5 protein-coding genes and 2 pseudogenes are annotated in these 6,583 nt (G+C 35.0%); 4 read left to right on the plus strand and 3 right to left on the minus strand.

What is annotated here, in order from left to right:
• Positions 1-511: pseudogene (locus FWJ34_RS17140) on the plus strand (hypothetical protein); the annotation flags it as partial.
• Between the two features lie 26 nt (positions 512-537).
• Positions 538-930, plus strand: coding sequence for a DUF488 domain-containing protein (locus tag FWJ34_RS17145; protein ID WP_308256561.1), 393 nt, complete (start codon positions 538-540; stop codon positions 928-930).
• Between the two features lie 53 nt (positions 931-983).
• On the opposite strand, the gene groL is transcribed toward FWJ34_RS17145, so the two are convergent.
• Positions 984-2,609, minus strand: a complete 1,626-nt coding sequence (gene groL, locus FWJ34_RS17150; protein ID WP_308256562.1) for a chaperonin GroEL — start codon at positions 2,607-2,609, stop codon at positions 984-986.
• 121 nt (positions 2,610-2,730) lie between these two features.
• Positions 2,731-3,042 carry a co-chaperone GroES gene (gene groES / locus FWJ34_RS17155; RefSeq protein WP_308256563.1) on the minus strand — a complete coding sequence of 104 codons (312 nt, stop codon included), beginning with the start codon at positions 3,040-3,042 and terminating at the stop codon, positions 2,731-2,733.
• Between the two features lie 301 nt (positions 3,043-3,343).
• Here groES and FWJ34_RS17160 point away from each other — a divergent pair, with 301 nt between their 5' ends.
• Complete coding sequence (locus tag FWJ34_RS17160) at positions 3,344-4,696, plus strand: cation:proton antiporter (protein WP_308256564.1); 1,353 nt, start codon at positions 3,344-3,346, stop codon at positions 4,694-4,696.
• Positions 4,697-4,982: 286 nt separating this feature from the next.
• Positions 4,983-5,882, plus strand: coding sequence for an amino acid ABC transporter substrate-binding protein (locus FWJ34_RS17165; RefSeq protein WP_308256565.1), 900 nt, complete (start codon positions 4,983-4,985; stop codon positions 5,880-5,882).
• Positions 5,883-6,313: 431 nt separating this feature from the next.
• Here FWJ34_RS17165 and FWJ34_RS17170 read toward each other — a convergent pair.
• A pseudogene (locus FWJ34_RS17170) lies at positions 6,314-6,583 on the minus strand (hypothetical protein); the annotation flags it as partial.

Genomic DNA, 6,583 nt, shown 5'->3' on the forward strand with positions numbered 1-6,583 from the left:
ATCTTTTGTTTTACCTTTACAATTCAATTCCGTTGCTGAAATTCAAACTCAAGGGAAATCATTAGGAATAATTAAGCCAAAAAGTATCGAAAAATATTTTTCAAAGGAAACTGACCGTGAATGGAGTGAAGGGAAAAAAAATATATTAAATCAGTTAGATTTATTTGAACCATCTTTTGATTTAGAGAAAATTCCTTATCAATTTGGTTATCAATTTACAGAAGTTGATGGAACTCAACATAAATATACTATAAGCGATTGGGAAATTTTACAACTTTATAGAGGATGCCGAGATAAATCTAAAGCATTGACATTACAAAGCAGAGAAAAAGAAGCAGTATCTAAAGTTAAACAAAAGTTACAAGATGATTTTCTTTCAAAAAAAGATATTTATTTTATTGTAGGTAATTTTAAACAACATTGTAAAACTTTTATGATTATAGGAATTTTTTATCCTCCGAAAATTATTATTAAATCTGAACAAAAAACTTTAAATCTATTTGATTCTTAGAATTTATAACATTATACAATTAAAATATGCTATTAACTTTTGGTTATGGAAATCGGAAAGATTATGATATTTTTCTTAAGTATCTTCAAGAATTTAATATAACTTGCGTTATTGATATAAGATTAAGTCCTCGTGCATGGTCGAGAAAATGGTATGGAGATAGTATTGAAAAACTCTGTCTTTCTCAAAATATTAAATATTTATCTAAAATTGCTTTAGGGAATACATCTGGTAACAGTCATTGGATTCCTCCATCTATTGAGGAAGCAGAAAAAGAGTTGCTACAAGTTTCTAAAATACTTCAGAAAGGTAATGTATTGCTTTTATGTGCAGAGATAGATTATCAAAGATGTCATAGAACAGAAATTGCTCTGAAATTGGAAAAATTAACAAATACCTTAATTAAGCATCTCAAATAAAAAAGGTGAGCCAAAAATGACCCACCCTATGATTATTTATTGAAACTTAGATTTTAGTAATCGAAGTCACCACCACCGGCAGGAGCGGGAGTTTTATCTTTTTCAGGTTTATCAACAATAATACACTCGGTAGTTAATACCATACCGGCGATGGATGCCGCATTCTGAATCGCAGAGCGAGTTACTTTTGCAGGATCAACAATACCAGCTTCAAACATATCTATATACACGTTATTAGAAGCATCATAGCCAGTGTTGAAGTCTTTTTCTTTGACTCTTTCGGCTACTACTGCACCATTTTGACCCGCATTTTCAGCAATACGTTTTAATGGGGCATTTAAAGCACGAGCTACGATTAAAGCACCAGTTAACTGTTCTGCACTAAGATTAGCTTTAGCCCATTCTTCTAATTCAGGAGCTAAATGAGCGTAGGTTGTACCACCACCTGGAACAATACCTTCTTCTACTGCCGCTTTAGTGGCGTTGATAGCATCTTCTAAACGTAACTTACGATCTTTCATTTCGGTTTCTGTCGCTGCACCTACTTTAATTACAGCAACACCGCCACTTAATTTTGCTAAACGCTCTTGTAATTTTTCTTTGTCGTAGGAAGAATCAGACTCTTCGATTTGACGACGAATTTGATCACAACGGGTTTTAACGTCTTTTTCGTTACCTTCTGCTACAATAGTAGTGCTATCTTTGGTAATAGTGACACGACGAGCTGTACCTAATTGATCTACAGTGGTAGTGTCTAGTTTTAATCCTGCATCTTCGCTGATCATTTGTCCACCAGTTAAAACAGCGATGTCTTCTAACATTTGTTTACGGCGATCGCCAAATCCGGGGGATTTCACGGCAGCAACGTTTAAAACACCACGAAGACGGTTCACAACTAAGGTTGCAAGAGCTTCTTTTTCGATGTCTTCAGCGATGATAATTAAGGGTTTACCTTGACGAGCCACTTGTTCTAAAACAGGTACTAAGTCTTGTACTAAGGTAATTTTTTTGTCAGTAATCAAGATGAAAGGATCTTCAAATACTGCCTCCATACGCTCGGTATCGGTTACGAAGTAAGGAGAGATGTAACCTTTATCAAAACGCATACCCTCGGTGATTTCGAGTTCGGTTTCCATGGATTTGCCTTCTTCAAGAGAAATTACGCCCTCTTGTCCAACTTTATCCATAGCTTTAGCAATCATATCGCCAACTTCAGCGTCATTACCTGCGGAAATTGTCCCCACTTGGGCAATGGCTTTGCTATCTTCTACTTTTCTAGCATGAGCCGCAATTTTTTCGACTAAATGCTCTGTAGCTTTGTCGATACCACGTTTGAGGGCGATGGGGTTAGCACCGGCGGCAACGTTGCGTAATCCTTCTTTCACGATGGCATGAGCCAACACAGTAGCGGTTGTTGTACCGTCACCGGCAACATCATTGGTTTTAGAAGCGGCTTGACGAATTAAAGCTACACCAGTATTTTCGATGTGATCTTCTAATTCACTTTCTTTAGCGATGGTAACACCGTCATTAATGATTTGAGGTGCTCCAAATTTTTTCTCTAATACTACGTTACGTCCTTTTGGACCCAAAGTCACAGCTACTGCTTCTGCTAATAAGTCGATCCCTTTTTCGAGCGCACGACGGGCTTCTTCGTTGTAAATAATTGATTTTGCCATAATTAGTTCTTTCTATTTTTTGTAATTTTTTTGATATTTTTGGTTTTTTCTCGCAAAGGCGCAAAGACGCAAAAGGGTTTTTTCCTTTTTTAATAACGTCTTAAGGATTGAATATAAGAGGTTAGGATACTACGGCGAGAATGTCTTTTTCGGAGAGTAAAACATAGTCATCAGTTCCTAGTTTAATATCTGTACCTGCGTATTTGGAGTAAAGTACTTTATCGCCAACTTTAACTTCCACAGCAGTACGTTCTCCTTTATCATTTACTTTACCATCCCCTACGGTAACAACTTCACCTATTTGGGGTTTTTCTTTGGCGTTGTCAGGTAAATAAATTCCACCGGCAGTTTTTTCTTCTGCTTCACTGACTTTTACGAATACTCGATCGCCTAAAGGTTTTACTGTTGATACATTAATGGTAATTGCAGCCATTGATTTTTAACTCCTTATTTTAGGTTAATTATGGTTTTTAGTGAGTCGTTTTATTTTTAGCGCTCTCATCTTACGAGTGCTAATTTAACCGAAAATTCATTGTCATAGCAAGTACCTTAACTGTACGGGTTTCCGAACTTATAATGGGAAATAAGCCGAAAATAAGTAATTATTAACTTCTACAAATCCATTAAACCTGAGTGCCAATTTCTAATTTCTCATTCCTAATTTCTAAATTGCCTTATGATAAGTTAAATTAAACAATCAAAAAAACATAAACTTAGAAACTAAATAGAGATTTATGACTTGGTTTTATCCTGTTTTAGCAATGGCTACAGAAACACCAAAAGCTGATCCTTCCTTGATTTTAGCCGGTGTCTTATTAAGTCTAGTTATTATTTATTTTGCTAGTAAATTAGGTGGTGAATTATGCTCTCGTATCGGACTCCCCGCCGTTTTAGGTGAGTTAGTGGGCGGTGTCATTATTGGTGTTTCTGCTTTCAAATTTTTAGTTTTTCCTGAAAGTGGTTTAGGTGCACAAGATTCTCTCATTATTCAATTACTAGAAAATACAGCGAACTTAACTCCTGCCACAGAAGAATTAGTATTTCATAGCATGAGTGAAGTTATCTCTGTTCTTTCTGAATTAGGCGTTATCATCTTACTTTTTGAAATTGGTTTAGAATCTGATTTAAAAGAGTTAATTAGAGTCGGTCCTTCCGCTACCATCGTTGCTGTAGTAGGCGTTGCTGTACCTTTTATTCTCGGTACATTGGGATTATTATACATTTTCCATCTTCCTCTAGTACCATCTGTATTTGCTGGGGCGGCATTAACCGCTACAAGTATTGGGATTACGGCAAAAGTATTGGCAGAATTAGGAAAATTAAGCTCCGAAGAAGGACAAATTATCATTGGTGCAGCAGTATTAGATGATATTTTAGGAATTATCGTTTTAGCTGTAGTTGCCAGTTTAGCCAAAACCGGAGAAGTACAAGTTAGTCAAATTATCTATCTAATTATTACCGCCGCTACTTTTTTAATTGGTACTATTTTACTAGGTCGCTTAATTAGTCCTTGGTTAGTCAGTCTGGTTAACAACATGGAAACTAGAGGAAGTATCCTTATCACTGGCATTATCTTTGCTTTTATTTTATCCTATATAGCTAATGTCATTCAACTAGAAGCCATTTTAGGGGCATTTGCCGCTGGTTTAGTCTTAGCTGAAACGGAAAAACGCAAGGAATTAGAAAAACAAATTATTCCCGTTGCTGATATTTTTGTACCAATATTCTTCGTTTGTGTCGGTGCAAAAACTGATTTAAGCGTCTTAAACCCAGCTATTCCTAGTAATCGTGAAGGTTTAATTATTGCTTCTTTCTTAATTATAGCAGCTATTGTAGGTAAAGTAATTACTGGTTATACAGTTTGGGGACAAGCAACCCTCAATAAATTGGCTATTGGTGTCGGCATGATACCTAGGGGAGAAGTCGGTTTAGTTTTTGCCGGAGTCGGTTCCGCTAGTGGTGCATTAGATCCAGCTACAGATGCCGCTATTATCGTTATGGTAATTGCAACAACTTTTATTGCACCTCCATTACTAAAATTCGTCTTTAAAGACGAGCCAGTGAAAAAAGAAACCGTTATTCCCTAAGTCATAGCTAATAAGTAATAAGTAATAATTGTAAAACACAATAATATTGTTATCTTCAATTCCTTGTATTCATCTCAGATAAGTTTTTTTCATCATTGATTTTTAACCAATAATTTAGGATTGCGATAAATAGGTAAGCAAAATTAATTGTCTATTTTATTTTTGAGCAATCTAGGAAAACAAACAGTAACAAGGGGTTTAAACTCTTTGTCTTCCATTGCTTAGATAAAATTTATTCTGCACTGGTACTTATCAATTAATAATTAGTAATTTACCTTGATAAATAATGTTCAAAAAACTGATTCCGATAGGATTATCTTTTTCTTTAATTTGTGGTGTACAAATACCTGTTTTTGCCGGTGAAGTTTTAAACCAAATTAAAACAGCAGGGATAATTAGGGCAGGTTATCGTATTGATACTCCTCCTTTTGCTTTTGTCGATAATCAAGGGAAGCCTGTGGGTTATTCTCTTGATATATTAGAGTTAATTCGCACTCATACCCAAGAACAATTAGGAAAACCCATTAAATTAGAATTAATCAAAATTGATACTAATAATCGCTTTGACAAAATCAAAAATGGTGATATTGCCATCGAATGTGGTTCAACTACGGTGACGTGGGAAAGAGATAAAATAGTTGATTTTTCCGTTAGTTATTTTGCTAGTGGCACACAAATGATTGTTAAAAAAGGTAGTGGTTTTGCTAATAGTGAGTCTCTCGTAGGAGCAAAAATTGGCGTAATTCCTAAAACTACTAATGAAAAAGCTATGAAAACATTTGCTCAAAGAGCGAATTTGATCCCTGTAACCAGTGAAGAAGAAGGTTGGCAAAAATTACAAAAAGGCGAAATTGATGGTTTTGCTGGGGATGGAATTCTATTACAAGCCCTTAAAAAACAAGGAGATAAGTCTAATAGTTACGAAATTGTACCTGAATTTCCTTATATGATTGAATCCTATGCTTGTACTCTTCCTGAAAATGACTCTCAGTGGCGAGATATTGTTAATTATAGCATCGTTAAATTTATGCAAGGTGTCGTAACGGATACACCAAGTGCCATTGATATTTACGATCGCTGGTTTGGTGAAACTGGTAATACACCTTATCCCATCGAAACTATGGCAGATTATTTCCAAGGCATTGCTAACGGTTATGAATGGATTTTAATTAAGGAGCAATATTAAGCAATTAGCAATAATTAGGAATTAGGAATTATCGAATTAGGAATTATCATTACTTACAGCGTTTTTTAAATTGGCAAACTACACCCCAATATTGCGATGCACACCTCACCCTACATTTATAATAAAATTTTGTGGTTCATTGATCTGAAAATGGCTGTAAATCTCCGTTCGACAGAAGAAAAATCGTGAAAGACATTTGAGAGAATAAGTAAGTAGGCAAAATTAATTGTATGTTTACTTTATGAAATACAAAAGATAATAAGCAATAGGCAACAAGGATTGTATGTTATTTTAATTAATTTAAAAATTCACAATCTATTTTGCACGAGTACTTATTATTCATTGATAAAAGACATAATCTCCCTGTTTACTTAGTCTGCCACGTCAACGAGAGTCAGTCATCACCTATTTTTAAAGCCAATTTAGGTTACTTAAGGACTCCATTGAGGTTTAAATCCAGCGATCGGTAATTCTTCTAGTTGCGGTTGTGTTGATTCTTGGGAGGGTAATGCTAATAACCATAATCTGCTACTTAAAATTAATTCAGCAGAATCAGTCAATAATTCATCATCAGGTAAAGCAGTTTTTAAAGAGTTTTGAGGTACATCATTTTCTGTGATTAATTGATCAAATAATATCCCAAATCCATCAGGTGCAATGCTAATTTTCATATCCTGAAATTTGGGTAAAGCGACTAAAGG

This window comes from Geminocystis sp. GBBB08 (assembly GCF_016743215.1).
GTDB lineage: Bacteria > Cyanobacteriota > Cyanobacteriia > Cyanobacteriales > Cyanobacteriaceae > Geminocystis.

What these genes read in the sequence shown, in the direction of transcription:
- FWJ34_RS17165 (WP_308256565.1), top strand. Translation starts at nt 4,983, where the DNA reads ATGTTCAAAAAACTGATTCCGATAGGATTATCTTTTTCTTTAATTTGT.
- FWJ34_RS17145 (WP_308256561.1), top strand. Translation starts at nt 538, where the DNA reads ATGCTATTAACTTTTGGTTATGGAAATCGGAAAGATTATGATATTTTT.
- groL (WP_308256562.1), bottom strand. Translation starts at nt 2,609, where the DNA reads ATGGCAAAATCAATTATTTACAACGAAGAAGCCCGTCGTGCGCTCGAA.
- FWJ34_RS17160 (WP_308256564.1), top strand. Translation starts at nt 3,344, where the DNA reads ATGACTTGGTTTTATCCTGTTTTAGCAATGGCTACAGAAACACCAAAA.
- groES (WP_308256563.1), bottom strand. Translation starts at nt 3,042, where the DNA reads ATGGCTGCAATTACCATTAATGTATCAACAGTAAAACCTTTAGGCGAT.